Genomic DNA, 26,019 nt, shown 5'->3' with positions numbered 1-26,019 from the left:
ATTCATCGACGCGGGGTGGAGCAGCTCGGTAGCTCGCTGGGCTCATAACCCAGAGGTCGCAGGTTCAAATCCTGTCCCCGCTACTGAAGGCCGAGGGCCGGAATCCAAAAGGGTTCCGGCCCTCGGTGTATGCGCTCCCTCGGTGTATGGGCCGGTGAGCAAAGAGAAGCCCCGGTACCCATGAGTGGGTGCCGGGGCTCTTCGGTGGGGGCGGGTTATGCCGCCACCGCGCAGGTCGGGCAGATGCCGCGGTAGGTGACCTCGACGTCCGAGACGGTGAAGCCGAAGCGTTCGGAGTCGGGGAGGTCGGCCAGCGGGTTGCCGTCGGGGTGGACGTCGCGGATCGCGCCGCACTGGGCGCAGACCAGGTGGTGGTGAGGACGGTGGGCGTTGGGGTCGTACCGCTTCGCGCGCTTGTCCGTGGCGACCTCGAGCACCTCGCCGAGGGAGACCAGCTCACCCAGCGTGTTGTAGACGGTCGCCCGGGAGATCTCGGGCAGCTTGGCGACAGCCCTTGTGTGGACCTCGTCGGCCGTCAGGTGGACGTGTTCGCCGTCGAGGACCTCGGCCACGACGCGTCGCTGCGCGGTCATGCGCCAACCGCGTCCGCGCAGCCGTTCCAGAAGGTCACTCATGCCATCCAGCCTAACAGCCAGAGGGACAAGAATCCGAATGGGTGTGACTTTGGATCAGCCCCTGATTTGGATGGTGTCTAATGTGCGACGGGCTTGGCTCTGGTCAAGGCGCGTGAAGCAACGGCGCGTGCTGTCGCGCCGGTGCCCAGCAGCGGATGATGTCGCGGACGGAGACGATGCCCGCCGGTTCGCCGCCGTCCAGGACGATGAGGTGGCGGAATCCGCCGTGGGCCATGGCGTGCGCGGCCTCCTCCAGCGTCCAGGACGGGGTGGCGAACACGACGTCGTTGGTGGTGTGGGCATGGGTGCGTTCCGTGTCCGGGTTCTGTCCGAGGCCCACGGAGTTGAGGATGTCGCGTTCGGTGAGGATGCCGATCCCGCCGGCATCGGGGTCGAGGACCACAGCCGCGCCCACCCGGCGGGCGGACATCAGGGCGGCGGCCTGGCGGAGGGTGTGGGCGGGTCCGATGGTCAGGACAACTGTGCTCATGGCGTCGCGGACGAGCATGGGTTCCGAGTCACCTCCTGGAACCCCTGATGTCGTTCAGGGGTTCACAAGTTCACAAGTGAGGGTCCCCTCAGATTGGCAGGTAAAGCGGAGGTCAACAAGAGGGCGTGCGCAGCCGGCGGAGGGCGCGCACGCTCATCCCGTTCTTCGTACTTGGCGCGCCGTGCCGCTCACGCGCTCCGGCCGAGATACCCCAGCAGCTCGTGATGCAGCAGACCGTTCGACGCGGCCGCGTTGCCGCTGTGCGGGCCCGGACGGCCGTCGAGACCGGTGAAGGAACCGCCGGCCTCCGTGACGATGATCGCGTTCGCCGCCATGTCCCACAGCGACAGCTCGGGCTCGGCGCACACGTCGACGGACCCTTCGGCGACCATCATGTACGGCCAGAAGTCGCCGTACGCGCGCGTGCGCCACACCTGGCGGGTCAGGTCGAGGAAGCCGTCCAGCCGGCCCTGCTCCTCCCAGCCGCTCAGCGAGGAGTACGCGAAGGAGGCGTCCGCGAGCTGCGAGACGCGGGAGACGTGCAGACGGCTCGCGTTGGACAGGCTGCGGCCACCGAAGGCGCCGTGCCCCTTGGCGGCCCACCAGCGGCGGTTCAGGGCAGGGGCGGAGACCAGGCCGACGACGGGGTGGTAGCCACCCTCTCCCGCCTCCATCAGGGCGATGAGGGTGGCCCACACGGGAACGCCGCGAACGTAGTTCTTCGTGCCGTCGATCGGGTCGATGACCCACCGGCGCGGACCGCTGCCCTCGACGCCGTACTCCTCGCCGAGGATCGCGTCCCGGGGCCGCGCCCGATGCAGATGGCCGCGGATGAGCTCCTCCGCCGCCTTGTCCGCCTCGCTCACCGGAGTCAGGTCCGGTTTGGTCTCCACCTTGAGGTCGAGGGCCTTGAAGCGGTCCATGGTGGCGGCGTCCGCGGCGTCCGCGAGAACGTGCGCGAAGCGGAGGTCGTCGAGGTAGTCCGGCATGTAGGGAACGGTATCTGCCGAAGGCGAGGAGGGGCTACGGGGGGCCGGGCTGTTCCACGAGGGTGCGGGGCGCGCGCTCCTCGTGACAAGCGCTGTGGGAAAGGTGTCCGTGGGATGCATGCCCACGGTGCGGCCGGGCAGGTGTGCCGACGATGTACCACCCCTCGACTTCCCGCGCGCGCCCGCCTGTTGGCACCCACCGATGCGCTCGCGAACCCTTGACAGTGCCTCCGTACGCGTCAAATCTGGGCGCAGAGCCGCTCGCCCCGGGGAGGCGATGATGCCTGCAGCGCGGGAGTCCTTGTTGGACGCCGCTTTCGCGTCACTGGAGCGCCGTTCGTGGTCCACCGTGCGGATGGTGGACGTCGCCGCGGCGGCCGGAGTGTCCCGGCAGACGCTGTACAACGAGTTCGGCAGCAAGGAGGGGCTCGCCCGGGCGCTCGTCCGCAGGGAGGCCGACAGCTATCTCGCGGGCGTCGAGCGCGCGCTCACCACGCCGGCCGACGCCCGGGAGCGGCTGACCGCGACCGCCGAGTGGACCGCGTCGGCCGCCCGCGACAACGTGCTCGTACGGGCCATGCTCACCGGCTCCTGGAACGAGCGCCTGCCCACGCCGGCCCTCACCGGCGTGCCGTCCTCCTCGGCCGTACCGGCGCAGCGGCGGGCGGACGGTCCGCTGCCCTCGCCCGCGGACTTCGTGGCGATGGTCCGCGACCGGGCCGTGGCGGTGCTCACCGGGCCCGGAGCCGTGGCCAGGCCGGACACCGGGGACCTGGCCCGCTCCTGCGAACTCGCCGTCCGCCTCGCGCTGTCCTGTGTGGCGGCACCGCCCGGCGAGGGCGGGGTCGCGGACCTCGTACGCGGCGCGCTGCACCGCCAGCCGGTCTGAGCGGCGGGGTCAGTGCGAGGACCCCGACAGCTGGAGCCCGATCACACCGACGACGACCAGGCTGATCGAGACGATCTTCAGCGTCGACACCAGGTCGCCGAGGAAGACCATGCCGTAGATCGCGGTGCCCGCCGCGCCGATGCCGGTCCACACGGCGTAGGCGGGGCCCACGTCGAGTTTCCGCAGGGCCAGGGTCAGCAGGCCGAAGCTGCCGAGCGCGAAGATGCTGAAGGCGACGGTGGGCCAGAGCCGCGTGAAGCCGTGCGAGAGTTTCAGACAGACGGCGAAGCCCGTTTCGAGCAACCCGGCCACTATGACCAGCAGCCACGCCATGTGCTGTCCTCCCGTACCGTTCACGTCCGGTGACCGCTTCGTCGTGCCGGGGCGGGCTTTGGATCCGACCCGGTGCGATTATGCCCTTACCGGACCTGGGGCAAGACAAACAACGCGGAGGTCAGTCGCCTTCCTTGCGCTCCCTCGTCGCCAGCAGCCGGCGCAGGGAGTACAGCCTGGCCGGGTCCGCGTGACCCTCGGCGACCCACTCGTCCAGCGCGCAGTCAGGCTCGTCGTGACTGCACGCTCGCGGGCAGCCCTCAGTGCCCGCTTCGAGGTCGGGGAAGGCGTGGATGACCCGGGACGGGTCGACGTGGGCCAGGCCGAAGGACCGTACACCCGGCGTGTCGATCACCCAGCTGTCCGTGCCCGACAGGGGCAGCGCCAACGCCGACGTCGTGGTGTGCCGGCCGCGGCCCGTCACCGCGTTGACGTGGCCCGTCGTACGGCGGCGGTCCACCGGGACCAGCGCGTTCACCAGGGTCGTCTTGCCCACGCCGGAGTGCCCCACGAACGCCGTCGTACGGCCGTCGAGGAGCTCGCGCGCCCGGTCCGCCACGTCACCGTTCTCCAGCTCCGCACGGCTGGTGACGACGTACGGGATGTCCAGGTCGCCGTACAGCTCGAGCAGCTTGTCGGGCGACGCCAGGTCCGACTTGGTCAGGACCAGCAGCGGCTCCAGGCCACCGTCGAAGGCCGCGACCAGGCAGCGGTCGATCAGCCGGGGGCGGGGCTCCGGGTCGGCCAGGGCCGTGACGATCGCCAGCTGGTCGGCGTTGGCGACCACCACCCGCTCGTACGGATCGTCGTCGTCCGCCGTGCGGCGCAGCACCGACGAGCGTTCCTCGATGCGGACGATCCGGGCGAGGGTGTCCTTCTTTCCTGACAGGTCACCGACGAGGGCCACCCGGTCGCCGACCACCGCGGCCTTGCGGCCCAGCTCACGGGCCTTCATCGCCAGCACGATCCGGTCCTCGACCAGACAGGTCAGACGGCCCCGGTCGACGGTGAGGACCATGCCCCCGGCCGCGTCCTCGTGCTTGGGGCGGATGTGCGTACGTGGTCGGTTGCCCTTGCGGTTCGGGCGGCTGCGGATGTCGTCCTCGTCGGTGTGCTTGCCGTAGCGGCGCATGGCGGAAGTCCCTAGGCCCCGAGCATCCCGGTCCACAGCTCGGGGAAGTCCGGCAGGGTCTTCGCCGTCGTCGCCACGTTCTCGATCCGCACCCCGTCGACCGCCAGGCCGATGATCGCGCCGGCCGTCGCCATGCGGTGGTCCTCGTAGGTGTGGAAGACGCCACCGTGCAGGGGGCGCGGGCGGATGTGCAGACCGTCGGCCGTCTCGGTGATGTCACCGCCGAGCTCGTTGATCTCCTTGGTGAGCGCGGCCAGACGGTCCGTCTCGTGCAGGCGCAGATGGGCCACGCCCCGCAGGGTGGAGGGGGAGTCCGCGAGGGCGGCGACCGCCGCGACACCGGGCGTCAGCTCGCCCACGTCCCCGAGGTCCACGTCGATGCCGTGGATCGCGCCCGAACCGCGGAACTCCAGTCCGTACTCCGTCAGCATGCAGGAACCGCCCATTTCGGTGAAGATCTCCCGCAGCCTGTCACCCGGCTGGGTCGTCCGCGCCGGCCAGTCCGGGATGAGCACCTTGCCACCCGTGACCAGCGCCGCCGCCAGGAACGGCTGGGCGTTGGAGAGGTCCGGCTCGATCGTCAGGTCCCGGCCGAGCAGCGCGCCCGGCGTGACCCGCCAGACGTTCCGCTCGCCGCCCGACTCCGGCGTGTCCACCTGGGCGCCGACCGCGCGCAGCATGTCCACCGTCATCCGGATGTGCGGCATCGACGGCAGCGTCGAGCCGGTGTGACGGACCTCGACACCCTGGTTGAAACGCGGGCCCGACAGCAGCAGGGCGCTCACGAACTGCGACGACGAGGACGCGTCGACCTCGACCGGACCGCCCTCCAGCGCACCGCCGCCGTGCACGGTCAGCGGCAGTGCGCCCCGGCCGTCGTCGTCGATCCGGGCACCCAGGACACGCAGCGCGTCGATGACGCCGTTCAGGGGGCGCTCGTACGACCTCGGGTCGCCGTCGAAGCGGATGGGGCCGTCGGCCAGCGCGGCGACCGGCGGCAGGAAGCGCATCACCGTGCCGGCGTTGCCGACGTCGACGGCGGCCGGGCCGCGCAGGCCCGCGGGGATGACGCGCCAGGCCTCGCCGGTGCCGTCGGGGCCGACGCCTTCCTCGATCTCCACACCCATGGCCCGCAGGGCGCCCGCCATCAGGAGCGTGTCGCGGGAGCGGAGGGGGCGGCGCAGCCAGCCGGGTTCGGAGGCGAGGGCGGCGAGGACGAGGGCGCGGTTGGTGACCGACTTGGACCCGGGCACGTGGACCGTCGCGTCGACGGCTCCGCTCGCGTGCGGGGCGGGCCAGAGGGCGGTTTGCGCGGGGTTAACGGCCATGGGGCCCACTTTAGTAGGGGGCGCTCCTGGCCGTCGTTCGGCCGCGGGTCCGTCGGGGCTGGTCACACCTCCAGCAGCCAACGCCCTCCGCCTATCAACGAGCACAGCGACACGGCGTGGAACAGGAACAGCCACAGCCCCGCCGGTGTGTGTGTCAGCCGACCGAGCTGGTCCGCGTCGGAATCGCCCGCTCCTCCCCTCGACCTCTTCGCCTGGAGCTCGAACGCCGGGCGTACTCCCCCCAGCAGGAGGAACCACACCACCGCGTAGGCGAAGGCGGCCTGGACCTGGGGGCCGGTCAGCCATGAGACCAGGAGGAAGACGCCGCCCGTGAGGACGACGGTCAGCGCGCCGTAGGCGTTGCGGATCATCACCAGCATCGCCACCAGGAGGGCGGTCGCGAGCCACAGCAGGAGCGTGATGTGACCGGCCGCGAGCAGGGCCGCGCCGCCCAGGCCGAGCAGCGGAGGAGCGGTGTAGCCGGCGGCGGCGGTGAGGATCATCCCGATGCCGTGCGGCTTGCCGCGGCTGACGGTGAGGCCGCTGGTGTCGGAGTGCAGGCGTATGCCGGTCAGGGTGCGGCCGGTGAGCAGCGCGACCAGGCCGTGGCCGCCCTCGTGGGCGATGGTGATGGCGTTGCGGGAGAGGCGCCACACGTTGTGCGGGACGACTATGGCGAGCGCGGCGGCCATGGTGGCCAGCACCACCCACAGGTCGGGGTCGTGCTGGGTGCCGACGAGACGGTCCCACAGGTCGGGCAGCGCGGTGACGGCGGTGCTGTCCATGTTTCGCGGTGGCTCCCTCTCGTCGTGCGGAGTCTGGCAGTGTGGCACGTATGTGCGGACGGTATGCGGCCAGTCGTGGGCCCGAGGATCTCGCAGGAGTCTTCGAGATCGAGAAGTGGGAGCCGGAGGAGACCCTGGCGCCCGACTACAACGTGGCTCCGACCAAGGAGGTGTACGCGGTCCTGGACCGTCCTGTGAAGGACGCCGACGACAAGCGCCCGGTTCGCCAGCTGCGGAAGCTGAAGTGGGGGCTGGTCCCGTCCTGGTCGAAGACCCCCGAGGGCGCCGCCCGGATGATCAACGCGCGCGCCGAGACGGTCCACGAGAAGCCGTCCTACCGCCGTGCCTTCACCTCCCGGCGCTGCATCATCCCCGCCGACGGCTACTACGAGTGGGTCACCGGCGCCCAGGAGCGGGACCTGGAGGTCGAGGGGAAGAAGAAGCGGCCGCGCAAGCAGCCGTACTTCGTGCTCCCGGCCGACGGGTCCGTGTTCGCGATGGCCGGTCTGTACGAGTTCTGGCGGGACCGCACGCTGCCCGACGACCATCCCCAGGCGTGGTGGGTGACGTGCTCCGTGATCACCACGGAGGCCGAGAGGACCCCGCTCGCGGTGGCACCCGCGCAGGGGCCGCACGCCCTGGCCGACATCCACCCCCGCATGCCGCTGATGCTGACGCCGGACCGCTGGGACACCTGGCTCGACCCGGCCCGCACGGACCCGGACGACCTGCGCGAGCTGCTCGCCCCGCCGCCCGAGGGGCTGATGCGGGCGTACCCGGTGACGACCGCCGTCAGCAACGTCCGCAACAACGGGCCGGAGTTGCTGAAGGAGCTGGAGGGACCGGAAGAGGGCACACTCTTCTGATGTGACGGACGTGAGCGATGTGACTGGCGTGGCGAAAGCGACCAGCAAGACCGACGTGACCAGCAAGACCGACGTGACCAGCGAGACCGACGTGACCAGCAAGACCGACGTGACCAGCGAGACCGTCGAGACCGATGCCGGCCCCGCCCGCATCACCTGGCACCCGGCGAAGAACGCCCGGCTCGTCCTCGCGGTGAGCCACGGTGCCGGCGGTGGCATCGAGGCACGCGACCTGCGGGCGCTGGCGGCCGAGCTGCCCGGGCACGGCGTGACCGTCGCCCTCGTCGAACAGCCCTGGCGGGTCGCCGGGAAGAAGCTCGCGCCCGCCCCGAAGACGCTGGACGTCGGATGGCGCGGGATCTGGCCCGCGCTCGCCGGGGCGGGACTTCCCGTCATCTCGGGCGGGCGCAGCGCGGGCGCCCGGGTGGCCTGCCGCACCGCCACCGAGCTCGGCGCGCACGCCGTCCTCGCCCTCAGCTTCCCCCTGCACCCACCGGGCAAGCCGGAGAAGTCCCGCGCCGGCGAACTGCTCGGCGCGGGCGTCCCGACCCTCGTCGTACAGGGCGGCAACGACCCCTTCGGCAAGCCGGAGGAGTTCCCCGGGGGGACCTACGAACTGATCGAGGTGCCGTACGGCGATCACGGCTTCGCCGTGCCGAAGCGGGCGGACATCGGACAGGACCGCGCCCTGGAGATCATCACCGCCGGTGTCGCAGGGTGGGCCTCGTCACTCGCGTAGACGACGGGAATGCCGGGCGGCCGACCACTGTTGAGGCGAACAGAAGTGCTGGCAGACCAGCGCCGACGTCGTACGAAAGGGAGTCCGCCGCATGGGTTCGACCATCTGCCCGAGCCGCAGCAGCCGCGCCGACCTGGACTGGACGGTGCTGCACGCGGCCAAGACCGCCCCTATTCGGGCGGCGGCCGGGGCGGATCGTGTTCTATCCTCCGATTCGAGTGGGGCCGGTTTCGGTGCCACGAGGAATCTTGAGGAGGTGGGTCCGGTCACTGGGACCGACGCAGGGACCGACAACGGCCAGGCGGAGCTGCCCGAGGGCCGGGGCGACAGCGCGGAGTCGAACACGGAGCGCAGCGCGCGCTTCGAACGGGACGCGCTCGAATTCCTCGACCAGATGTACTCGGCCGCGCTGCGCATGACGCGCAACCCGGCCGACGCCGAGGACCTGGTGCAGGAGACGTACGCCAAGGCGTACGCGTCCTTCCACCAGTTCCGTGAGGGCACCAACCTCAAGGCGTGGCTGTATCGGATCCTCACGAACACGTTCATCAACTCGTACCGCAAGAAGCAGCGCGAACCCCAGCGCAGCGCGGCCGAGGAGATCGAGGACTGGCAGCTCGCCCGTGCCGAGTCGCACATGTCGACGGGTCTGCGCTCCGCCGAGTCGCAGGCGCTCGACCACCTGCCCGACTCGGACGTGAAGGAAGCACTCCAGGCGATCCCCGAGGAGTTCCGCATCGCCGTCTATCTCGCGGACGTCGAGGGCTTTGCGTACAAGGAGATCGCGGACATCATGGGGACACCCATCGGTACGGTGATGTCCCGGCTGCACCGGGGCCGCCGTCAACTGCGCGGAATGCTCGAGGACTACGCCCGTGAGCGCGGCCTGGTCCCGGCGGGCGCCGGAGAGTCGAACGAAGTGAAAGGTTCGGGCTCATGAGCTGCGGAGACCCGCACGAGACGGACTGCGGTGAGGTCCTCGACCACCTCTACGAGTTCCTCGACAGCGAGATGCCGGACGTCGACCGCGACAAGTTCCAGCACCACTTCGAGGAATGCTCGCCGTGCCTCGAGAAGTACGGCCTGGAGCAGGCCGTGAAGAAGCTGGTCAAGCGCTGCTGCGGGCACGACGACGTGCCGACCGATCTGCGGGCCAAGGTCATGGGGCGGATCGAGCTGATCCGCTCCGGCCAGGCCGTGCCCGAGCACGACGTGACGGCCGCGCCCGTCGCCCCGCGGGAGTCCTGACTCCCGGAGCACGGCCGGCCGACGGCCGCTGCGTTCATCGAACCCGGCCGTCACCCGAACGTAGTAATCCGCGGGTGATACGCCCGCGCGCCTCCCCTTGGCCGCCCTAGGCTCCCAGCCTGGTAGGGCACCGTCATGCCGGGGGAGGGGCGACAATGGAGGCGGTTCCGGCACGAGCACGCGTGTACGTCATCGCCATCGGCCTTGTCGCGCTCCTCTGTCTGCTGCCCCCGCCGACGGCGCGTACGCACGCGTGGGTGGTCCTCGCGCTCGCCGCGCTGTACGCCGGCTGCGAACAGGTCGCCCGCAGGCGCTTCGCCGGCACCTTCTACCCCGTGCTGCTCGCATCGGTCTTCCTGCTGCCGCCGGCCGCCGCCGCGTTCGTCCCGCTACCCGCGGCACTGCTCTCCCACGTCGAGCGACGGCCCTTCCTGCTGCGCCGCGTCTGGCGCGCCGCCCGGCTGGTCCTCGGCGTGTGGGCCGCGGCCGGCGTCCACGAGGCGCTCGACGGCTGCGACGCCGTCGACACCTCCGACTTCCCGTACGCCCTCGGCCCGGCCGGGGCGGCCGTCCTGGTGCTCTGTCTGGTGCTCGCCCTGCTGGACGGCGGGATCCTCGCGCTGGCCGAGAAAGCGCCGGCGCGGCGGGCCTGGCGCGAACTCCTCCCGCGGTCGCTCGCGCCGGTCGCGGTGCACGGCACGGCCGGGCTGATGATGGCAGTGCTGTGGCGCAGCCCCTACGGACCCGTCGCCGCGCTGCTCGTGCTGTTGCCGATGGGGGTGTCGTGGTGGGTGTACGCCCAGTACCACCGGGAGCGGGACGCGCACCGGGCCACCATCCGGGCGCTGGTGCAGGCCGTCGACATCAAGGACGGCTACACCCGCGGGCACAGCGAACGGGTCGGTCAGGCGTCCGTGCTGATCGCGCGCGAACTCGGCATGGACGAGGAGCGGGTGGAGGTCCTGCGCTTCGCCGGGATCCTGCACGACGTGGGAAAGCTGGGGGTGCCCACCCGGCTGCTGCGCAAGGACGGGCCGCTGACGCCCGAGGAGCGGCGCGTGATCGAACTGCATCCCGAGTACGGGCACGAGATCGTGCGCGGCATCTCCTTCCTCGGCGAGGCCCGGACGGCGGTGCTGCACCACCATGAGCGGCTGGACGGCAGCGGGTACCCGTACGGGCTGGCGGGCGGTCAGATCCCGGAGTGCGCGCGGGTCGTCGCCGTCGCGGACGCGTTCGACGCGATGACCTCCAACCGGTCGTACAGCAGGGCCCGGCCGGTCCCCACGGCGCTGGAGGAGCTGGAGCGGTGCGCCGGGACGCACTTCGATCCCCGGATGGTGGCCGCCCTCGTGCGCGCCGTGAGCCGGTCCGGCTGGCACCCCGCGGTGACGGCCGACGAGCCCGCGCGGCCCGGGGAGCGTCCGCAGGTCTCCAGCCTGCCGGGAGCGAGGCCATGATCCGGCACCGGTGCCCCCTCTCCCTCCCCGTCATCCACACCTCCGCCGCCGTCCTCACCCTCACCTCCCTCTGTGTCACCTTCCGCACCGGCGTCCACGAGGGCTTTCTCGCCCTCGCCTTCGGAGCCCTCGTCGCCGTGGGAGAGCTCACCCGGTGGAGGGGGCCAGGGCTGCGGGAGATCGCGCCGCTCGGCGCGGCCGGGGCGCTGGCGTACGCGCTGCTCGGGGAGAACGCCGGACTCCACACCCACCACGGCGTCTGCCAGTCCGTCACCATCGTGTTCGCCGCGTCCCTGCTCGGCAGCGTGCCGCACATCGCCCGCGGGCGCAGTCCCACGCTCGACCACCTGGCCCGGCGGGTGCTCACCGTGGGATTCGCCGCCGTCTGCTTCCAACCCCTCTGCCACAGCGGCACGTTGGCCGCCTGGAGCGGGCCCGCCCACGCCCTGCTGCTGCTCGCGCTGCTCACCCTCACCGTCCTGTGCGACGCCGTCCTCGCCGCCGCGCTGGCCCACGCCCGCACCGGCTGGCCCTTCGGTCCGCTGCTGCGGGACGAGCTGCGTTCCACCCTCTGCATCGGGTCGGCCGTGTGCGCCACCGGCGCCGTGATGGCGCTCGCGGTGGCCGTGGCGGGCCTGTGGGCGCTGCCCGTGTTCTCGCTCCCGCTGCTGCTCACCCAGCTGTCCCTGCGCCGGTACGCCGCCGTGCGGACCACCTACCGGCAGACCATCGCCTCCCTCGCCCGGGCCACCGAGATCGCCGGGTACACCCCGGCCGGGCACGCCCTGCGGGTCGCGGCCCTCAGCCAGGCCGTCGGGCGGGACCTGGGCCTCACCGAGCCCGAACTCACCGTGCTGGAGTACGCGGCACTCATGCACGACATCGGCCAGCTCAGCCTCGTGGACCCGGTACCGGCGGGTGCCACGGCCGCGCTGCCCGTGGAGCGGCAGCGGCGGATCGCGCTGCTGGGCGGGGCCGTCGTACGGCAGACCGGGGTGAGCCCACAGGTCGCGGTCGTCGTGGAGCGGCAGGCCGACCCGTGCCGGGAGCAGCCGCTCGCCGCGCGGATCGTGCGGGCGGTGAACGCCTACGAGGAGAAGGCGCGGGACGCCGGGCCGGACGGGCCCCTGAAGGCGCTGGAGGAACTGCGGCTGGGAACCGCCGACGACTACGCGCCCGAGGTCGTGGAATCACTGGCCCGCGTTCTGGCGCGGGGCTGTCTTACCCTGCCCGGAGTGGGGTAACCCATGGGTAATGAGCGCCCTTCCAGCCGTACGTGGTTGGATGCGAAGGAGAGAGAGTGTCCGGGGGCACTGGCCAGCCCACACCACGGAACTGGCAGGCGGGAATCGTGAGGATCTTCGGCAAGGGACGGCACCGGCCCTCCGCCTCCTGGCGGCAGGCCACCGACCGTGCGTTCACCCTGATCGGTGACGGTCGGTACGAGGACGCGGGTGCGTTGTTGACACGTGCCGCCGATCTGGAGCCGTGGTTGTCGGAGTCCTGGTTCAACCTCGCACTGCTGCACAAGTTCCGGCACGACTGGGAGCAGGCCCGGGCCGCCGGCCTGCGGGCAGTGGCGCTGCTCGACCGGGAGGCCGGGGCGCCCGACTGGTGGAACGTCGGCATCGCGGCGACCGCCCTGCAGGACTGGCCGCTGGCCCGGAGGGCCTGGCAGGCGTACGGGTTGCAGGTGCCGGGCGGAGCCACCGCTTCGGGTGAGCCCCTCGGCATGGATCTGGGCAGCGCGGCGGTCCGGCTGTCGCCCGAGGGCGAGGCGGAGGTCGTGTGGGGCCGGCGGCTCGACCCCGCCCGGATCGAGGTGCTGTCCATCCCGCTGCCGTCGTCCGGGCGGCGCTGGGGCGAGGTCGTGCTGCACGACGGCGTACCGCACGGAGAGCGGACCACGGCGGCCGGGCACGCGTACCCGGTGTTCGACGAGATCGAACTGTGGGCGCCGTCGCCCGTGCCGACCTGGGTGGTACTGCTGGAGGCGGCGACGGAGGCGGACCGGGACGCGCTGGAGCGGCTGGCCGCCGACGCGGGGTTCGCGGCGGAGGACTGGTCGTCGTCGGTGCGGCTGCTGTGCCGGACGTGTTCGGAGTCACGGATGCCCTCCGACGAGGGGGACGGTGAGCATCTGGACCCCCATGATCACAGCGAACCCGGGCATCCGGGGCCGCTGGGGCACCGGACGGACGGGCAGCTGTGGGTGCCGGAGCGGGAGTGCGGGGTGGCCGCGCCGGCTTCGCTGGTTCGGGGGTTGCTGGACGGGTGGGTCGCGGACAGTCCGGATTCCCGGGACTGGCGGGACCTGGAAGAGGTCTGCTGAGGAGCAGCCTGTGCCTTCCCTGAACCACCCTTAGGCTGTACAAGCAGAAAATTCTCATGGTTGCAGGAAGGCTCACGTCGGTCATGGCGCAGCAGGACATCGATCAGCAGCACGAGGGCGTGCTCCCCGTGGACGACGACGGCTTCGTCATCGACACCGAGGAGACGGAAGAGCGCGAGTCCGCCTGGCGGGAGGCCGGCACCTCGCGGCCGATCACCGTCGTCGGGAACCCGGTGCTGCACAAGGAGTGCAAGGACGTCACCGAGTTCGGCGAGGAACTCCAGCAGCTGGTCGCGGACATGTTCGCCTCGCAGCGCACCGCCGAGGGCGTGGGGCTCGCCGCCAACCAGATCGGGGTGGACCTGAAGGTCTTCGTCTATGACTGCCCCGACGACGAGGGCACGCGGCACGTCGGTGTGGTGTGCAACCCGAAGCTGGTCGAGCTGCCGGCGGACAAGCGCAGGCTGGACGACAGCAACGAGGGGTGTCTGTCGGTGCCGACGGCGTACGCGCCGCTCGCTCGGCCCGACTACGCCGAGGTGACCGGGCAGGACGAGAAGGGCAACCCGATCAAGGTGCGCGGCACCGGCTACTTCGCTCGGTGTTTGCAGCACGAGACCGACCACCTGTACGGGTACCTGTACATCGACCGGCTCTCCAAGCGTGAACGCAAGGACGCGCTGCGGCAGATGGCCGAGAACGAGCCTCGGTACCCCGTGGTCGCCAACGACTGACGTCCCACTGGCCCCGTACGTACGGCGTCTGTTCAGGTCTCGCGGCCGAACAGGCGCCGTTCGTGTATGCGTCGTACGTTCGATCGCTTCTCGTCCTCTAATGATCCAGAACCAGTCAGGCAAGGGGCATTCTCGGCACTGTGGGGTAGTGAATGGTGCAAATCCGTTCCCACGAAGGTCAGTTGTGGGGCTGAATAGGGGTGCGGGGATTCGCAACGGCGCACGCCCGGCACAACGGGAGGGGCGTGCGGCCACTGGCGGCTGAGAGGGGTAGTTCGTGCCTGCTTTCCCACACAGCACCACATACAGCACCACTTCGACGGCGACGGTGGTGGCGGTCCCACCCTCGCTCTCCCTTCCGTTGATCGAGGCGGCCTTTCCTCGGCAACTCCACCCGTATTGGCCGAGGCTTCAGGAGAAGACGCGTACCTGGCTCCTGGAAAAACGGCTGATGTCCGCGGACAAGGTCGCGGAATATGCCGATGGTCTGTGCTACACCGACCTCATGGCGGGGTACTACCTCGGCGCCCCGGACGACGTCCTGCAGGCGATCGGGGACTTCAGTGCCTGGTTCTTCGTCTGGGACGACCGGCACGACCGCGACATCGTGCACGACCGTCCTGCCGCCTGGCGCCGGCTGAAGGCCAGGCTGCACCGAGCACTCGACTCCCCACGGACCCACCTGCACCACGAGGACCCGTTGGTGGCAGGGTTCGCGGACAGCGTGGGGAGGTTGTACTCGCTCCTGCCCCGGACCTGGAACGGGCGGTTCGCCCGGCACTTCCACGCGGTGATCGAGGCCTACGACCGGGAATTCCGCAACCGTCGCGAGGGGATCGTCCCGACGGTCGAGGAGTACCTCGCGCTGCGCCGCCTCACCTTCGCCCACTGGATATGGACGGATCTGCTGGAGCCCAGTGCGGGCTGCGAACTCCCGGATTTCGTGCGGAAGTACCCGGCATTCCGTCGGGCGGCACTGCTGAGTCAGGAATTTGCCGCCTGGTACAACGACCTCTGCTCACTTCCCAAGGAAATGGCGGGCGACGAGGTGCACAATCTCGGGATCAGTCTCGTCACCCACGAGGGACTGACCCTGGAAGAGGCGGTCGAAGAAGTCAGACGACGCGTCGAGGAATGCGTCACCGAATTCCTCCACACCGAGCGGATGGCTCTTCGGTTCGTCGAAGACCTCGACGACGGCACGGTGCGCGGAAAGGAATTGAGCTGTGCGGCCCGGGCCTGCCTGGCCAACATGAGGAACTGGTTCAGTTCCGTCTACTGGTTCCACCACGAGTCCGGCCGCTACATGGTCGACAGCTGGGACGACCGGTCCACGCCCCCCTACGTCAACAACGAAGCGGCAGGTGAGAAATGACGGTCGAGTCCGTGCAGCCGGTGGAACCCCGGATACCCGAGCTGCGGGAGCCGCCCCTCGCGGGTGGTGGCGTTCCGCTTCTCGGCCACGGCTGGAAGCTGGCACGCGACCCGCTGGCGTTCATGTCACGGCTGCGCGACCACGGCGACGTGGTCCGCCTCAAGCTCGGTCCGAAGACGGTGTACGCCGTCACCACCCCAGCCCTCACCGGAGCGCTCGCGCTGAGCCCCGACTACAAGATCGGCGGGCCGCTGTGGGAGTCCCTGGAAGGCCTGCTCGGCAAGGAGGGCGTGGCCACCGCCAACGGCTCCCGGCACCGGCGGCAGCGCCGCACCATCCAACCCGCCTTCAAGCTCGACGCGATTCCCGCCTACGGGCCGATCATGGAGGAGGAGGCGCACGGCCTCACTGAGCGCTGGACGTCCGGCGAAACCATCGACTGCACCTCGGAGTCGTTCCGGATCGCCGTGCGGATCGCGGCGCGCTGTCTGCTGCGCGGCGACTACATGGACGAGCGGGCCGAGCGGCTGTGCGTCGCGCTCGCCACCGTCTTCCGCGGTATGTACCAGCGGATGGTGATCCCGCTCGGGCCGCTGTACCGGCTGCCGCTGCCGCCGAACCGTGAATTCAACCGGGCGCTGGCCGATTTGCATCTCCTCGTCGACGAGATCGTGGCCGAGCGCCGGGCATCCGGTCAAAGACCGGACGATTTGCTGACGGCATTGCTGGAGGCGAAGGACGACAATGGTGACCCCATCGGGGAACAGGAGATCCACGACCAGGTCGTCGCGATAGTCACTCCCGGCAGTGAAACCGTCGCGTCCACGATCATGTGGCTGCTCCAGGTCCTCGCGGAACACCCGGAACACGCGGACAAGGTGCGCGCCGAGGTGGAATCGGTGACGGGGGGCCGTCCTGTGGCATTCGAGGACGTCCGCAGGCTCACGCACACCAACAATGTCGTCGTCGAGGCCCTGCGACTGCGGCCCGCCGTATGGATTTTGACCCGGCGGGCCATCACCGACACCGAACTCGGCGGGTATCGCATTCCGGCCGGGGCCGACATCGTCTACAGCCCTTACGCGATCCAGCGCGACGCCCGCTCCTACGCCGGGCACCTCGACTTCGACCCCGACCGCTGGCTTCCGGAACGGGTGAAGGACGTCCCCAAACACGCCATGAGCCCCTTCAGCGTGGGCAACCGCAAGTGCCCGAGCGACCACTTCTCCATGGCACAGCTCTCGCTGATCACGGCGGCCGTGGCGACGCGGTACCGACTGGAGCAGGTGCCCGGCTCCAACGACGCGACCCGGGTCGGCATCACCCTGCGCCCGCACAAGCTGCTGCTGCGACCGGTGCCGAGGTGAGGGGACAGCAGGTCGGTTGAGGAGTCAGGCGGCCTCGGGGCCACGGAACGTGCGGCGGTAGGCGTTCGGGGTGGTGTCCAGGGCCCGTACGAACTGGTGGCGCAGCGCGGCCGCGGTACCGAACCCCGTTCGGCCGGCGATCGCGTCCACCGTCTCGTCCGTCGCCTCCAGCAGATGCTGGGCCAGCAGCACACGCTGCCGCAGGAGCCAGCGGTAGGGAGTGGTGCCGGTCTCCTGCTGGAAGCGGCGGGCGAAGGTGCGCGGGGACATGTGGGCACGCGCGGCGAGCTGCTCGACGGTGACCTCCTCGTGGAGGCTGCGCTCCATCCACGCGAGCACCTCGCCGACCGTGTCGCAGGAGGAGCGCGGCAGCGGCCGCTCGATGTACTGGGCCTGGCCGCCGTCGCGGTGCGGCGGTACGACCATGCGCCGGGCGATCTTGTTGGCGACCTCCGGCCCCTGCTCCTTGCGCACGATGTGCAGACAGGCATCGATGCCGGCGGCGGTGCCGGCCGAGGTGATCACCGGGTCGGCGTCGACGTACAGAACGTCCGGCTCGACGGTGATCCGCGGATAGCGCCGGGCCAGTTCCTCGGCGTGCCGCCAGTGCACCGCGCAGCGCCGGCCGTCTAGCAGCCCGGCCGCAGCCAGCACGAACGCCCCTGAGCAGACGCTCAGCACTCGCGCCCCCCGGTCCACGGCCGTGCGCAGCGCCGCCAGCAGCGCCGGCGGAAAGGCGCGCGCGGCGTAGGCCTGCCCGGCCGGAACGGTGATCAGGTCGGCGCTCTCCAGCCGCTCCAGGCCGTGCTCGAGCAGCATGGAGAAGCCGGCGGGCGTGGTCAGGGTCGGGCCCTCGGCGGAGACCACCGCGAAGTCGTACACCGGCAGGCCCTCGTCGCTGCGGTCGATGCCGAACACTTCGCAGACGACACCCAGTTCGAAGGGATGCACACCGTCGAGGAGCACGGCGGCCACGTTCTTCAGCATGCCGACAGTGTGCCCACAAAGTGGCAGGAATTTGAAGGTGCGCGGCAGTCCTGCCACTGTCAGGAGTGTCGAGGCCACAAGATGCTTACCTCATGAACGAACTCACGGAATTCATCACCGTCCTCGCCATGTTCCTCCTCCTCGCGGGTCCGGCGCTCGTGGGGCTGGCCCACGAGCGCCGGATCGACCGCCAGTTGCGGCAGGCGCAGGATCAGAAGTCCTCGTCGAAGTCGACGGTGCCCTCCACCGCGACCTGGTACGCCGAAGGACGCCGCTCGAAGAAGTTGGTCAGCTCCTGAACCCCCTGCAGCTCCATGAAGGAGAAGGGGTTCTCCGAGCCGTACACCGGCGCGAAGCCCAGGCGCGTCAGGCGCTGGTCGGCGACGCACTCCAGGTACTGCCGCATCGAGTCGGTGTTCATGCCCGGCAGGCCGTCACCGCACAGGTCGCGCGCGAACTGCAGCTCGGCCTCGACGGCCTCCCGCAGCATGTCGGTGACCTGCCGGCCGAGCTCGTCGTCGAAGAGTTCCGGCTCCTCCTTGCGCACGGTGTCGACGACGTCGAACGCGAAGCTCATGTGCATCGTCTCGTCGCGGAACACCCAGTTGGTGCCGGTCGCCAGGCCGTGCAGCAGACCCCGGCTGCGGAACCAGTAGACGTACGCGAAGGCACCGTAGAAGAACAGGCCCTCGATGCACGCGGCGAAGCAGATCAGGTTGAGCAGGAAGCGGCGGCGGTCGGCCTGGGTCTCCAGGCGGTCCAGTTTCTCCACCTCGTTGATCCACCTGAAGCAGAACTCCGCCTTCTCGCGGATGGACGGGATGTTCTCGACCGCCGCGAAGGCGGCCGTCCGGTCCTCCGGGTCGGGCAGATAGGTGTCCAGGAGCGTCAGATAGAACTGGACGTGCACGGCCTCCTCGAAGAGCTGCCTGCTCAGGTACAGGCGCGCCTCGGGGGAGTTGATGTGCTTGTACAGCGTCAGCACCAGGTTGTTCGCGACGATCGAGTCGCCCGTCGCGAAGAACGCCACCAGACGGCCGATGAGGTGCTGCTCTTCGGGGCTGAGCTTGGCGAGGTCGGCCACGTCCGAGTGGAGGTCGACCTCCTCCACGGTCCAGGTGTTCTTGATGGCGTCCCGGTAGCGCTCGTAGAAGTCGGGGTAGCGCATGGGGCGCAGGGTCAGCTCGAAGCCGGGGTCGAGCAGGTTTTTGGAAGATGCAGCCATGGCTTCGGTGGTCATTACTGGCAGGCCTCGCAGGACTCGGGGTTTTCCAGGGAGCAGGCGACGGCGTCGGGGTCGGCCACCTGCTGGACGGGAATGGTCTTCTCGGGCTGGGCCTGGGCTCGGGCGGCGCGGGCGATGCGGGTCGCCGGGCGCGAGCGCAGGTAGTACGTCGTCTTCAGGCCCGACTTCCAGGCGTACGCGTACATCGAGGAGAGCTTTCCGATGGTCGGCGTCTCCAGGAAGAGGTTCAGCGACTGCGCCTGGTCCAGGAACGGGGTCCGGGCGGCGGCCATGTCGATCAGGCTGCGCTGCGGGATCTCCCACGCCGTGCGGTACAGGGCCCTTACGTCCTCGGGGATCCAGGCGAAGTCCTGCACCGAGCCGTTGGCGTCACGCAGCGCCTCGCGGGTGCGGGCGTCCCACACGCCCAGCTCCTTGAGGTCGTTCACCAGGTAGGAGTTGACCTGGAGGAACTCGCCGGACAGCGTCTCGCGCTTGAACAGGTTGGAGACCTGCGGCTCGATGCACTCGTAGACGCCCGCGATGGAGGCGATGGTGGCGGTCGGGGCGATGGCGAGGAGCAGGGTGTTGCGCAGGCCGCCGATCGCCATCTCGCGGCGGAGTGCCTCCCAGCGCTCCGGCCAGGTCAGGCGGACGCTCGCATAATGGTCGGGTTGCAGCCAGCCCATGGCGGTACGGGTCTTCTCGAAGGCCGGTGCCGGAGCGGTGCCCATGGCGAGGTCGACGGACGTCTCGTACGCGGCGAGCATGATGCGTTCGGCGATCCGGGTCGAGAGCTCACGGGCCTCGGCGGAGTCGAAGGGCAGGCGCAGCTTGAAGAAGACGTCCTGCAGGCCCATCGCGCCCAGGCCCACCGGCCGCCACTTGGCGTTCGAGCGGCGCGCCTGCTCGGTCGGGTAGAAGTTGATGTCGACGACGCGGTCGAGGAAGGTGACGGCCGTGCGGACGGTCGCGTCCAGCCGCTCCCAGTCGATGTCGCCGTTGTCCACGAAGGCCCCGAGGTTGATGGACCCCAGGTTGCAGACCGCCGTCTCCCCGTCGTTCGTGACCTCCAGGATCTCCGTGCAGAGGTTGGAGGAGTGGATGACATTGCCCGGGAGCGCCGTCTGGTTGGCCGTCCGGTTGGCCGCGTCCTTGAAGGTCATCCAGCCGTTGCCGGTCTGCGCGAGGGTGCGCATCATGCGGCCGTACAGGTCACGGGCGGGAATGGTCTTCTTGGCGAGGCCCGCGGCCTCCGCCTTGCGGTAGGCGGCGTCGAACCACTCGCCCCACAGGTCGACCAGCTCGGGCACATCGGCGGGGGAGAAGAGGGACCACTGCTCGTCGGCGTTCACGCGGCGCATGAACTCGTCCGGCACCCAGTGCGCGAGGTTCAGGTTGTGCGTACGGCGGGCGTCCTCGCCCGTGTTGTCACGCAGCTCCAGGAACTCCTCGATGTCGGAGTGCCAGGTCTCCAGGTAGACCGCGGCCGCGCCCTTGCGCCGGCCGCCCTGGTTCACGGCGGCGACGGAGGCGTCGAGGGTCTTCAGGAACGGGACGATGCCGTTGGAGTGCCCGTTGGTGCCCCGGATCAACGAACCGCGGCTGCGGATGCGGGAGTACGACAGACCGATGCCACCGGCGTGCTTCGAGAGGCGGGCCACCTGGTGGTAGCGGTCGTAGATGGAGTCCAGCTCGTCCTTCGGGGAGTCGAGGAGGTAGCAGGACGACATCTGGGGGTGGCGGGTGCCGGAGTTGAAGAGCGTGGGGGAGGAGGGGAGGTAGTCGAGGCGGCTCATGAGCCCGTAGAGCGAGGCGACTTCGTCGACGGACCGGGACGTGTCGCCCTTGGCGAGGCCCGCGGCGACGCGCAGCATGAAGTGCTGCGGGGTCTCCACGACCTTGCGGGTGAGGGGGTGCCGCAGCAGGTAGCGGCTGTACAGGGTGCGCAGACCGAAATAGCCGAAGCGGTCGTCGGCGTCCGTGTCGACGAGGGCGTCGAGCCGCTCGGCGTGCGCGCGCACGAACTTCGCGGTGCCGTCGGCGATGAGGCCTTCCCGGTGCCCCACGGCCACCGACTCGGTGAAGCACGTGACGCCCTGCGAGGCGGCCTCGGCGCGGATGGAGATCGTCAGCAGGCGGGCGGCCAGCCGGGAGTAGACGGGGTCCTCGGAGATGAGGCCGGCGGCCGCCTCCGTGGCCAGCTCGCGCAGCTCCGTCTCGTCCGCCCGCGCGGACCGGCCCCGCAACGCGGCGGCGGCGACCCGGCCGGGGTCGGCGTCGGGGAGGTCTGCGGTCAGCTCGGTCAGGTTCCGCAACAGCGCGGCACCGGGACCGTCGGACTCCGGCTCGATGGCTGAAGCCGGATCGGCTGGCGCGATGGTCACGTGGGGCTCTCCCTCGCTCGGCACGGGGCCTGGCGGAGGGCAGGGGGCGGCACGAGCGCACGCGGCGTCGCGTCCACCGGCCCATTCCACGAGGCCCGGACGTCGGGCACCCGGACCGGACGGGCCGGGCGCGCTGTCGGCAGGTCCTCGGACTGAAGCTCATACGCGGGCATACGCGCATGAGTACACCGTTGCGGGACAGTTCCGGATTCGCACCGGATTCCCCTGCGGCGACAGCGAGCATGAGCATACATCTTGTGCCGGGCTGCGGTGTCACCCCCAGATGTTGTGTTGCGATGGTTTCAGAGCGTCAACTCGTAGGTGAGGAGAGTGATGTCGTCCAGCTCCGGCAGCGGGTTCCAGTCGCGCTCGGGGGTGCGGGTGAAGCCGAGGCGTTCGTAGATGCGGTGGGCTGTGTGCATGGTGCGCTGGGTGGAGAGCACCATCGCCGTGCAGCCCTCGACGGCGCGTGCGCGCTCGACGCAGACCCGGACGAGGGCCTCTCCGACACCCCGCCCGCGTGCGCTGTGCGCGACCGCGAGCATCCGTATCTCGGCCTCTCCCGGCCGGGCGATGTCCGCCATGGGACCGCCCGCCGGCACGAACGTGACGCCGCCGAGCACCCGCCCCCGCTCCACCGCGACCAGCACCTCCGCGGCCGCGGCCCGCTTGCCGACGTCTCTCAACTCTCCCAGGTACGCGTCGCTCTCACCGAAGTCGAGGAGACCGTCCTCGAGGTAGGCCTGAGCGGTGATCTCGCCGACGGTCGCGTACTCGTCGGGGTGTGCCGGTCGGATGACGATGTCCATGCGCGCGAGTCTGCCGGACCCGCAGACGATGATCCCGCGGTTTCCGCACCGGTTGCGAGGCCGCCCGCAAGTGCTTCCATGGAAGTAGGTGCCGGTACCCCGCGGAGCCCTCCGTCCCGAGAACGCACTCGGGTCCCGAGAACGCACTCGGAGGGAGCGCACGATGACGAGTGTCGTCCGCCGCCCACCCGGCAAGGAACGACCGCGCAACGCGCCGATGGCCACGCTGGACCTGAGACGCGCGTGCAGTCGGGTGCGCAGCGCCCTCGTGGGCCGCTGGCACACGCTGACCATGCGTCTCGAGGCGCGGCGCGGCGCCACCCGGCCCAAGAAGTGGCGGAGATGGTTCTCCTACGCCAACGCGACCAGGTTCGTCTGGGCCCTCGCCGTCCTCGCGCTGCTGGCCTGGTGCGGGGAGGGCCTGTACATCTGGATCACGGGGGAGTCGACCCGCTTCGAGGAACTGCGCAAGCACGGGGCGCTGGACGCCGTGTTCCAGTTCGTCGGCCCCGTCCTGACCGCCTCGATCGCCGCCGCGCTCTTCCTGTTCTGCTGGTACGGCTGGACCAAGCGGCGCTACCTCGGGAAGGCGAGCAGGAGCCCCGGCCGGCTGGTCCTCCCCGTCGGCCAGGACACCGGCGACATCGTGGGCCGCGACGACGTCGCCGAGGTCATCGCCGAACGGCTGCGGGACCGCGACACCCGGCGGCCCTATCTGCTCGTCGGCGGCGTCGGAGTGGGCAAGACCGCCGTCCTCGTACGGCTGACCGAACTGCTCGCCCGGCAGCACGCGGTGCCCGTGCCGGTCCGGCTGCGGGACGCGGCCGGCGAGGCCGACCTGAACTTCGAGCGGATGGCCAAGCAGCGCTTCGCCGACGAGACGCCCCAGGGAACCCTGGCGCGCACGAAGAACGACCGGGTCTGGCAGCAACTGCTCGCCGACGACAAGCCGGTCGTCATCGCCGACGGACTGGAGGAGGCGCTCCTCGACGACAGCCTCCAGCAGAACCGGGACAACATCATCCGCCGGGCCATCGAGCGCGCCCACCGTGAGAAGCTCCCGCTGGTCATCGCCTCCCGGCCGCACAGCCCCCTGGAGAGCACCGCCGCCGCGATCGTGGAGCTGGAGCCGTTGAGCGAGGAGGAGGCCCTGCACTTCGTCGAGGCCCGCGCGTCGGGCAGGGACGAGCAGTACCTGGACGCCGTCGTCGAGACGGCCGAGGTCACCGAGTCGCCCGTCTACCTCCAGATCGTGCGCGAGCTGCACCGCGACGGCCTGCTGCGCCACGACGACTCGGAGCCCCTGGACACCTCCGGCCGGGACCGCAGCACGCTGCGGCTGCAACTGCTGGAAAAATGGGAACGAGCCCTGTGCGAGGGGCGGCTGCGGCAGGACGTGGCCCTGAGCCGGCAGGAGCGCGGCGACACCGTGGAAGTGGTGTCCGCCCTGGCCTGCATCGGCCTGCTCAACGACACCCTGGAGGTCGGCTTCGCGGAGCTGCTCGGCGACGACGCGCACCCCGGCCCGCTGCGGCGCGCGAGGACCCGGGCAGAACACCTGTGGACCAGCTCACGCGGCTTCGACCAGTACGGCAAGCGCGACACGGTCTTCTCCGAGTGGCATCGGGAGCGGATCTGGAACACGCTCTGCGCACGGCTCAGCGCTGAGGAGGGCAGGCGGCTCAGGGAGGGGAGCAGGGACCAGTGCCAGGCCATCCTGGCCCGTTTCGCGGCCAACGCGAACAAGCTCAGGCTGCTGGAAGGCCTGGAGCGGAAGGTCCGCTTCCCGCACAGCATCATCCAGGCGTACCTCGGCTTCCGCGCCCTGGACAAGCTGGGAGAGCGGGTCGCCGGCGAGCTGGTCGAGGAGGCGCTGCAACCGCCGGGCCCCGGCCGTGAGCTGCTGGTCGCCCTGGTGTTCCTGTCCCGCCGATCGGCGTCCAGGCGCGCGATCCGCAGCGGTGGCGTCCGGGCCGAGGCGAAAAGGGAGATCCAGGAGCTGGTGCGGCAGGCACCCGTGCACGGGCGCACTCTGACTCAACTGCTCCGCACCGCCGCGAGTCGCCGCACGGACGACCCGAAGGTCCTGGACCTCTACGCGGCGGCGCTGGAGGTCGAGAGCGTGGAGGAAGCTCCGGAACGGCTCAAGGACATCGTCCGCGCGGTGCACGACTGCTGGCCCGGCATCAAGGGAGACCGGCGCACCCTCGACGACGCGAAGCTGACGCTGATCAAACAGCTGGGCGCGGTGTTGCGCAGGGTCTCCGACCGGATCGACACCGGCGGGCTGTACTGGCGGCTCTTCGTCCTCGGAGTCGAGGAACCCTCCTATGGCATCAGCCTGGCCGCCGCCCAGGAGTGCGGCAGCGGGGGCAGTGCCGCGTTCGCCGTGATACGCGAGCACTTCGGTCTCCACAACGACCCCGTGCGGGAGTACAACGACGCGGTCGCGGATCTGAAGGCCCGCAAGAGCGCGCGATACGCGGCCTGGGCCAAGGAGATGGCGGCAGCGCAGGAGACGAACGCCGGTGTGCGCTCCGGGACCCCGTCGCCCGACCGTACCCAGCGGCAGCAGGACGAGCTGCGCGCACTCAACGCGGAGTACGGGGGCGAACGGGTGCGGCTGCTCCGGAACTTCGTGATGCGGGCCTGGATACTTCCCATGCTGCTGGGGTCCGTCGACGAGGCCCACCGCGACGAGGCCCAGGACCGCCTCGCCAGGTGGCTGAGCCACCTCGACCCGGTCCACGCCGGGGGCACCGCTGACCTGCCGCTCGCCCTGGAGGCCGCGCTGGCCAAGGGCTTCAAGTACGCGGCCAACCGGCGCAGGAGCCACCCGCACACGGACCAGGGCAGCCGCGCCGACCTGATCCGGCAGGCCGAGACGTTCCTGCAACGGAGCCGCTGCTGGTACGCGCAGCTCAGCCTGCTCCACGCCCTGTGCCTGTGGGAACTCCCGGACGCCGTCGGCCCCCCTGGGCAGGTCGACGGTGACCTGTCCGGCCGGCCGCCCAGGAGGATCGGCGGGACGACCGCCGTGGACACCGTCAAGCGCTGGCTGTCGACGGCGGGTACGGTCAACAGAGCCCCCGGTTCGCTCGGTGGGAACGGCGGGAACGGCGGGAACGCGGGGAACGACTGGACCGGCTTGCCCCGGCGGTGTCTGCATCCCTTCGTCAGCGAGGCCGGAGACCTGGTGGCGCTCGCCCTGGAGACGGGGCAACCCGAGCGTTTCCTGTGGATCGACGAGAAGGGTGTCGCCGACAACATCGGCTCCCGTGTCGGCCATGTCGACGGATCCCGTCGGCACAACCTGTGGGTCCCGCCCTCGGTCGGCTGGAGCACGCTGGACGGGCGCGCCCAGCGACTCGTCGCCGACGTACTGGTCCTGCTGAACCTCGTCGAACGGGACGGGAACCCCGACGAGGTCGAGGAACGGATGGCCCGCGCGGAGCAGCCGGGCATGTCGCTCCCGCCGTGCATCCGGACGAGACGGGAGCCGCTGGAACCCGGCATGCCGGCCGGTACCGCCGTCCCGCCCGCGCCGGGTTCGAACTGCCTGCCCGACTGCAAGTTCAAGCTGTGCCCCTATCCGCCGCGCGGCAGTGTGCCCCGGGACGAGATCCGTGAGCCGTTCTGCCGGCAGCAGCAGGCCCTGCTGCCCGGGCGGGTGCGGCGGTGCTTCCCCCGGGGGCTGCGGAGGAAGACGCCGCCGTGGGTCAGCATGCGGGTGCGCGAGCTGGACGGGTTCTGGGACGCGATGGCCCGGCGTACGCGTTCGTAGTGACGGTGCCGGCAAACGGGTGGCGGGCCGCCGGTGGAGGTGCTGTCCGGCGGCCCGCCGCGGGTGGTGTTCGGTTGTTCGCGCCCTCGCGGCGGGGCCGCAAAGTGTCACAGCCCCGCACCCCT

General features: G+C 70.5%; 24 protein-coding genes, 1 tRNA gene and 1 riboswitch. Of the genes, 14 read left to right on the top strand and 11 right to left on the bottom strand.

The window, feature by feature from the left end; translation table 11 throughout:
• Positions 1–9: 9 nt before the first annotated feature.
• Positions 10–83: transfer RNA gene (locus IG99_RS15295), tRNA-Met, on the top strand.
• Positions 84–215: 132 nt separating this feature from the next.
• On the opposite strand, the gene IG99_RS15290 is transcribed toward IG99_RS15295, so the two are convergent.
• From IG99_RS15290 to hisN, 3 genes are all read right to left on the bottom strand, one after another.
• A complete protein-coding gene (locus IG99_RS15290) occupies positions 216–635 on the bottom strand; it encodes a Fur family transcriptional regulator (RefSeq protein WP_037674181.1) in 420 nt (139 codons plus the stop codon).
• A gap of 103 nt (positions 636–738) precedes the next feature.
• On the bottom strand, positions 739–1,143 hold the full coding sequence (locus tag IG99_RS15285) for a CBS domain-containing protein (protein ID WP_037674180.1): 405 nt from the start codon (positions 1,141–1,143) through the stop codon (positions 739–741).
• Between the two features lie 170 nt (positions 1,144–1,313).
• On the bottom strand, positions 1,314–2,114 hold the full coding sequence (gene hisN / locus IG99_RS15280) for a histidinol-phosphatase (protein WP_037674179.1): 801 nt from the start codon (positions 2,112–2,114) through the stop codon (positions 1,314–1,316).
• Between the two features lie 277 nt (positions 2,115–2,391).
• On the opposite strand from hisN, the gene IG99_RS15275 reads away from it, so the two are divergent.
• Positions 2,392–3,003 carry a TetR/AcrR family transcriptional regulator gene (locus IG99_RS15275; protein ID WP_199815523.1) on the top strand — a complete coding sequence of 204 codons (612 nt, stop codon included), beginning with the start codon at positions 2,392–2,394 and terminating at the stop codon, positions 3,001–3,003.
• A 9-nt stretch (positions 3,004–3,012) separates the two neighbouring features.
• Here the strand turns inward: IG99_RS15275 and IG99_RS15270 are convergent, their stop codons facing one another.
• From IG99_RS15270 to IG99_RS15255, 4 genes are all read right to left on the bottom strand, one after another.
• Entirely contained in the window at positions 3,013–3,336 is a 324-nt protein-coding gene (locus IG99_RS15270) for a DMT family transporter (protein ID WP_037674175.1), read from the bottom strand.
• A 121-nt stretch (positions 3,337–3,457) separates the two neighbouring features.
• Entirely contained in the window at positions 3,458–4,468 is a 1,011-nt protein-coding gene (rsgA, locus tag IG99_RS15265; protein ID WP_037674173.1) for a ribosome small subunit-dependent GTPase A, read from the bottom strand.
• Between the two features lie 11 nt (positions 4,469–4,479).
• On the bottom strand, positions 4,480–5,796 hold the full coding sequence (aroA, locus tag IG99_RS15260) for a 3-phosphoshikimate 1-carboxyvinyltransferase (protein ID WP_037674169.1): 1,317 nt from the start codon (positions 5,794–5,796) through the stop codon (positions 4,480–4,482).
• A gap of 62 nt (positions 5,797–5,858) precedes the next feature.
• Positions 5,859–6,581 (bottom strand): M50 family metallopeptidase, encoded by a 723-nt coding sequence (locus IG99_RS15255; RefSeq protein WP_037674167.1) that lies wholly within the window; start codon positions 6,579–6,581, stop codon positions 5,859–5,861.
• A 50-nt stretch (positions 6,582–6,631) separates the two neighbouring features.
• On the opposite strand from IG99_RS15255, the gene IG99_RS15250 reads away from it, so the two are divergent.
• From IG99_RS15250 to IG99_RS15205, 10 genes are all read left to right on the top strand, one after another.
• The gene (locus IG99_RS15250) at positions 6,632–7,447 is read left to right on the top strand and encodes an SOS response-associated peptidase (protein WP_037674165.1); all 816 of its coding nucleotides are present in this window, start codon (positions 6,632–6,634) and stop codon (positions 7,445–7,447) included.
• A 91-nt stretch (positions 7,448–7,538) separates the two neighbouring features.
• Entirely contained in the window at positions 7,539–8,186 is a 648-nt protein-coding gene (locus tag IG99_RS15245; protein ID WP_107055938.1) for an alpha/beta hydrolase family protein, read from the top strand.
• 256 nt (positions 8,187–8,442) lie between these two features.
• Complete coding sequence (gene sigR, locus IG99_RS15240) at positions 8,443–9,126, top strand: RNA polymerase sigma factor SigR (protein WP_037674162.1); 684 nt, start codon at positions 8,443–8,445, stop codon at positions 9,124–9,126.
• Complete coding sequence (rsrA, locus tag IG99_RS15235; RefSeq protein WP_037674159.1) at positions 9,123–9,434, top strand: mycothiol system anti-sigma-R factor; 312 nt, start codon at positions 9,123–9,125, stop codon at positions 9,432–9,434. Before sigR ends, rsrA begins: the two co-directional genes overlap by 4 nt.
• A 155-nt stretch (positions 9,435–9,589) precedes the next feature.
• Complete coding sequence (locus IG99_RS15230; protein WP_037674157.1) at positions 9,590–10,894, top strand: HD-GYP domain-containing protein; 1,305 nt, start codon at positions 9,590–9,592, stop codon at positions 10,892–10,894.
• Positions 10,891–12,138 carry an HD-GYP domain-containing protein gene (locus IG99_RS15225; RefSeq protein ID WP_037674155.1) on the top strand — a complete coding sequence of 416 codons (1,248 nt, stop codon included), beginning with the start codon at positions 10,891–10,893 and terminating at the stop codon, positions 12,136–12,138. The genes IG99_RS15230 and IG99_RS15225 overlap by 4 nt, the downstream gene beginning before the upstream one ends.
• Before the next feature lie 107 nt (positions 12,139–12,245).
• Positions 12,246–13,226, top strand: coding sequence for a tetratricopeptide repeat protein (locus IG99_RS15220; RefSeq protein ID WP_037674153.1), 981 nt, complete (start codon positions 12,246–12,248; stop codon positions 13,224–13,226).
• 83 nt (positions 13,227–13,309) lie between these two features.
• Complete coding sequence (def, locus tag IG99_RS15215; RefSeq protein ID WP_037674152.1) at positions 13,310–13,960, top strand: peptide deformylase; 651 nt, start codon at positions 13,310–13,312, stop codon at positions 13,958–13,960.
• A gap of 277 nt (positions 13,961–14,237) precedes the next feature.
• Complete coding sequence (gene cyc1, locus IG99_RS15210) at positions 14,238–15,335, top strand: epi-isozizaene synthase (RefSeq protein ID WP_199815522.1); 1,098 nt, start codon at positions 14,238–14,240, stop codon at positions 15,333–15,335.
• Positions 15,332–16,702, top strand: coding sequence for a bifunctional albaflavenone monooxygenase/terpene synthase (locus tag IG99_RS15205; protein WP_037674144.1), 1,371 nt, complete (start codon positions 15,332–15,334; stop codon positions 16,700–16,702). The genes cyc1 and IG99_RS15205 overlap by 4 nt, the downstream gene beginning before the upstream one ends.
• 24 nt (positions 16,703–16,726) lie before the next feature.
• On the opposite strand, the gene IG99_RS15200 is transcribed toward IG99_RS15205, so the two are convergent.
• Positions 16,727–17,689, bottom strand: a complete 963-nt coding sequence (locus IG99_RS15200) for a GlxA family transcriptional regulator (RefSeq protein WP_037674142.1) — start codon at positions 17,687–17,689, stop codon at positions 16,727–16,729.
• Between the two features lie 92 nt (positions 17,690–17,781).
• On the opposite strand from IG99_RS15200, the gene IG99_RS45430 reads away from it, so the two are divergent.
• A complete protein-coding gene (locus tag IG99_RS45430; protein ID WP_078947721.1) occupies positions 17,782–17,988 on the top strand; it encodes a hypothetical protein in 207 nt (68 codons plus the stop codon).
• Here the strand turns inward: IG99_RS45430 and IG99_RS15195 are convergent.
• The 3 genes from IG99_RS15195 to IG99_RS15185 all read right to left on the bottom strand — a co-directional run bounded on the left by IG99_RS15195 (position 17,901) and on the right by IG99_RS15185 (position 22,110).
• Positions 17,901–18,914, bottom strand: coding sequence for a ribonucleotide-diphosphate reductase subunit beta (locus tag IG99_RS15195; protein WP_037674291.1), 1,014 nt, complete (start codon positions 18,912–18,914; stop codon positions 17,901–17,903). The two genes, IG99_RS45430 and IG99_RS15195, sit on opposite strands and share 88 nt — an antisense overlap.
• Before the next feature lie 14 nt (positions 18,915–18,928).
• Entirely contained in the window at positions 18,929–21,301 is a 2,373-nt protein-coding gene (locus IG99_RS15190) for a ribonucleoside-diphosphate reductase subunit alpha (protein ID WP_037674140.1), read from the bottom strand.
• A gap of 121 nt (positions 21,302–21,422) precedes the next feature.
• A riboswitch (cobalamin riboswitch) is annotated at positions 21,423–21,551 on the bottom strand.
• Positions 21,552–21,603: 52 nt separating this feature from the next.
• Positions 21,604–22,110 (bottom strand): GNAT family N-acetyltransferase, encoded by a 507-nt coding sequence (locus IG99_RS15185; RefSeq protein ID WP_037674138.1) that lies wholly within the window; start codon positions 22,108–22,110, stop codon positions 21,604–21,606.
• Positions 22,111–22,273: 163 nt separating this feature from the next.
• Here IG99_RS15185 and IG99_RS15180 point away from each other — a divergent pair, with 163 nt between their 5' ends.
• Positions 22,274–25,894, top strand: coding sequence for an NACHT domain-containing protein (locus tag IG99_RS15180; protein ID WP_037674136.1), 3,621 nt, complete (start codon positions 22,274–22,276; stop codon positions 25,892–25,894).
• The last annotated feature ends 125 nt before the right edge of the window (positions 25,895–26,019 follow it).

The organism is Streptomyces griseus subsp. griseus (assembly GCF_000720255.1).
GTDB lineage: Bacteria > Actinomycetota > Actinomycetes > Streptomycetales > Streptomycetaceae > Streptomyces > Streptomyces griseus_I.
Note: the sequence above shows the minus strand (reverse complement) of the source record. Positions and strands in the feature narration are given on the sequence as shown.